The organism is Streptomyces sp. NPDC059832 (assembly GCF_042731715.1).
Classification (GTDB): domain Bacteria; phylum Actinomycetota; class Actinomycetes; order Streptomycetales; family Streptomycetaceae; genus Streptomyces.
Window position 1 is genome coordinate 1 of record NZ_JBHWIY010000090.1, and the last position, 3,265, is coordinate 3,265.

The following is a 3,265-nucleotide window of genomic DNA, read 5'->3' on the forward strand; positions in this document are numbered from 1 at the left end:
TACGACGTCCACACAGTCGGCAAACCAGGCCCCTCGAAGCGACGGACGAAGAAGTCAACGACCCCACGTCCACGCCGCACAGGTTAAAGACCAAGCTAAGGCTTGTCCCGTAACTGTGGTTGCGGACAGCCACAGCCTCGTCAGGTGCTCGGGTTCTTCCACAGATGCCGCTCGCCCAGGGTCCCGAACCGCACGTGTCCGCGTTCAAGGTCGACGAGGATGGGCCAGCAGTCCAACAACTGCTCCCTGTCATCACGCGAGGCGAGGTACTGCACTGAGTTGTAAGGCACGATCAGGAGCCCGTTGCTCTGGCGGACTTGCTCTGTGTCGATGGCAAGAGGCGGCTCGTACTCGCCCTGACTGCTCGCGAGAAATGCCACCGCGAGTTGCAGAGCTTCGGTCTGCTCCATCATTCGTCTCCAGTCCGTCGGCTCGACGAAGGCACCCTAACCATCCTGCGATGATCTTCGCGTGGCTGGTGTGATCACGGCGTCGGAGCCGTTTTGGATAGCCCCGTTCACCGGGCTGAGTCCGCGCCAGTTCGGGAAACTGGTGACAGTTCTGCGGCGGGAGGGTGCGGACGCAGTCCGCAGGGGTCGGCCATGGAGCTTGCCGCTGGAGGACCGGGCGCTGCTGGTCGCGGCCTACTGGCGGACGAACCTGACCATGCGCCAACTGGCCCCGCTGTTCGGGGTTTCCAAGTCGGCGGCGGACCGGATCATCGATCACCTCGGGCCGATGCTCGCCCTCCAGCCCCGCAAGCGGTTCGCGAAGGACACGGTGCTCATCGTCGACGGCACTCTGGTCCCCACCCGGGATCACACCGTGGCCGAGCAGTCGAAGACATCTCATGTCGCTGGCGGGTCAAGTAGGCGCTCAGGCAGCAAGATCCATGGGTGGTGCGAAGGCACGGTCGGGGTCGAAAAGTGTGCGGTGCTGTAGGCAGTGGAAGAGGCAGCCGAGCAGCTTGTTGAACAGGTTCCTGAGAGCTGCGGTATGCCGTTCTCCACCAGCACGCCGTCGGTCGTAGTGGGCGCGTGGAGCCTGCGTGCGCAGGGCCGCGAAGGCCCACATGTGTCCGGCTGATGCCAATCGCTGGTTCTTGACGGTCCGGGCCACAACCACGTGGCTGCGGCCGGAGGCCCGTGTGACAGGAGCCGCGCCGGCGTATGCCTTCATGGCTCTGGCGTCCGCGAAGCGTCCGCGGTCGTCTCCGATCTCGGCGAGAACGCGTGCTCCAGAGAGCACGGAGAGCCCTGGGAAACTGGTGATGATCTCGGCATCCGGGTGCGCGAGGAATCCCTCTTCCGTCGCCACGGCCAACTGGGCCACGCTGACGCAAGCGGCGTCGACCTGCCGGATGAGTGCCACTGCCTGCTGTCCCAGAGCCTGCTCGACCTGCGGCAGCTGCCGCAGGGAGTCCGCGCGGAAGATTGTCCGAAGTCGCTCGACCTCGGCTTCGATCCCACAACGTGGACGTTCACCGCGCTTGAGCAGCGCGCGCAGCTGGCTGCGGGTGAGCTTGGCGGCGTCGGCCGGCGTGGGTGCGGCAGTCAAGATCACGCGGGCGCGCGGCGAGTCGAGTCCGGGTTTTCCAGCGCCGTGAAAGGCAGTGAGGGCGGCTGGATAGTACTCGCGCAGGTGTGACCGAAGCCGGTTGATCATCTGTTGCCGGTCCCAGATGGCGTCCTGGTGAGCGCGGGCCAGGACGGCGACGGCCTGCCCCGCTTCGCTGTCGTCGGGCAGAGGCCGGTGGGCATGCCGGTCGGTCCGGAGGATGTTGGCCAGAACCCGGGCGTCCGCTGCATCGGACTTGGCCCGGGAGACACTGGCGCGGTCGCGATATCGAGCCGCGGCCAATGGATTGATTGCGTATATCTGGCGGCCGGTGGCCCGCAAGGCGGCGACGAGAAGCCCGCGGGGCGTCTCGATGGCGACCGGGATCGGTTCTGCTGTGCTGTCACCGTGCTGGGCCAGAAGTTCTATCAGTGCGTGGAAGCCGGCGCTGTCGTCGCTGATCCGTAGCTTTGCAACTTGGGTTCCGTCCTGGTCGACCAGGGCTATGTCGTGATGCCCTTCCGCCCAGTCAATGCCGCAGAAGATCTTGTTCAACCCTGTGCCTCCGTATGAATCTGCAGGTTGGACCGGTGCGGAGCACGCGGCGCTCTAATAGAAGTGCTCAAGGCACGCCATCTCATGAGCCGTTCGTGTCTCCAGCGACCGACAGGGACCTCGGTCTGCTGGAGAGCTCATGGCTCGCGAACTGCTGAGAGGTGGCCCCTGTCGGCGGGCTGAGGACATGAAACCTGGATCCGAGCTCCTGCCGGGCAGGACCGGTCTTTGACGAGAGATCAAGGTCCCGGAACTACCGAAGGTCTCCGCCCGGCAGGGCGTGGGCGAGGCAGAGCCGGTCTGAACACAGGGATCAAAGCCCCAGAACGGCGGCAGGCTTCCACCTCGAATCGGGTCCCTTGCACTTCCGTGCTCGGGCTCACCGACGACCTATTAGAACTACCGGTACTCCACCAACCACCAGGTCGTCATCGACGCCGACACCCGCCTCGTCGTGGTCGTCGGCCGGTCCCTGCCCGGCAACCGCAACGACTGCAAGGCATGGGAGGAATCCGGCGCGAAGGCCGCCGTCGGCACCACGATGACCATCGCCGACGGCGGCTATCCCGGCACCGGGCTCGTGATGCCCCACCGGCGCCGCACGGGCGAGGAGTTGCCCGGGTGGAAGCAGGCCCACAACAAGTCCCACAAACAGGTCCGCGCCCGTGTCGAGCACGTCTTCGCCCGCATGAAGACCTGGAAGATCCTCCGCGACTGCCGCCTCAAAGGCGACGGTGTCCACCACGCCATGCTCGGCATCGCACGGATGCACAACCTCGCCCTCGCCGGATAGACCGCCCGCCGCACAGCAGCCCACCATGCCCGAAGTCACTCATAGATCATTTACGGGACAACGCTTAAGGACTGAGTCGCAGGTCAGGCTGTGGGCTCCAGAGGGGCCGCGGTTGTCTGCTCGTCGTGCTCGCGCAGCATGCGCATGACGGTAGCCGGGGCTGGGTGCTGGCCACGCTTCTTGCCGGTGCGGATATCGCCGCCCACTACATCCAGAAGCAGCGCGAGGGCTGAGCGGAAAGGCCACCTGGCGATCTGTGGCGGGGGGGGGGGGGGGAAGAGGAAGAACAAGCACAGAGAAGCAGGAAGAGGGACAAAAAAGAAGAGAAAAAAAAAACAAAAAAAAAAGACAGAGGCACAC

Annotated in this window: 2 protein-coding genes and 2 pseudogenes; 2 read left to right on the top strand and 2 right to left on the bottom strand. The window is 65.0% G+C overall.

What is annotated here, in order from left to right; all coding sequences use genetic code 11:
- Nucleotides 1-140 precede the first annotated feature (140 nt).
- Nucleotides 141-413 (bottom strand): hypothetical protein, encoded by a 273-nt coding sequence (locus ACFV8T_RS45245; protein ID WP_351442815.1) that lies wholly within the window; start codon nt 411-413, stop codon nt 141-143.
- A 58-nt stretch (nt 414-471) separates the two neighbouring features.
- On the opposite strand from ACFV8T_RS45245, the pseudogene ACFV8T_RS45250 reads away from it, so the two are divergent.
- A pseudogene (locus ACFV8T_RS45250) lies at nt 472-843 on the top strand (transposase family protein); the annotation flags it as partial.
- A gap of 33 nt (nt 844-876) precedes the next feature.
- On the opposite strand, the gene ACFV8T_RS45255 reads toward ACFV8T_RS45250, so the two are convergent.
- Nucleotides 877-2,112 carry an IS110 family transposase gene (locus tag ACFV8T_RS45255; RefSeq protein WP_266693487.1) on the bottom strand — a complete coding sequence of 412 codons (1,236 nt, stop codon included), beginning with the start codon at nt 2,110-2,112 and terminating at the stop codon, nt 877-879.
- 397 nt (nt 2,113-2,509) lie between these two features.
- Here ACFV8T_RS45255 and ACFV8T_RS45260 point away from each other — a divergent pair.
- A pseudogene (locus tag ACFV8T_RS45260) lies at nt 2,510-2,905 on the top strand (transposase); the annotation flags it as partial.
- Nucleotides 2,906-3,265 lie beyond the last annotated feature (360 nt).

What these genes read in the sequence shown, in the direction of transcription:
- ACFV8T_RS45245 (WP_351442815.1), bottom strand. Translation starts at nt 413, where the DNA reads ATGATGGAGCAGACCGAAGCTCTGCAACTCGCGGTGGCATTTCTCGCG.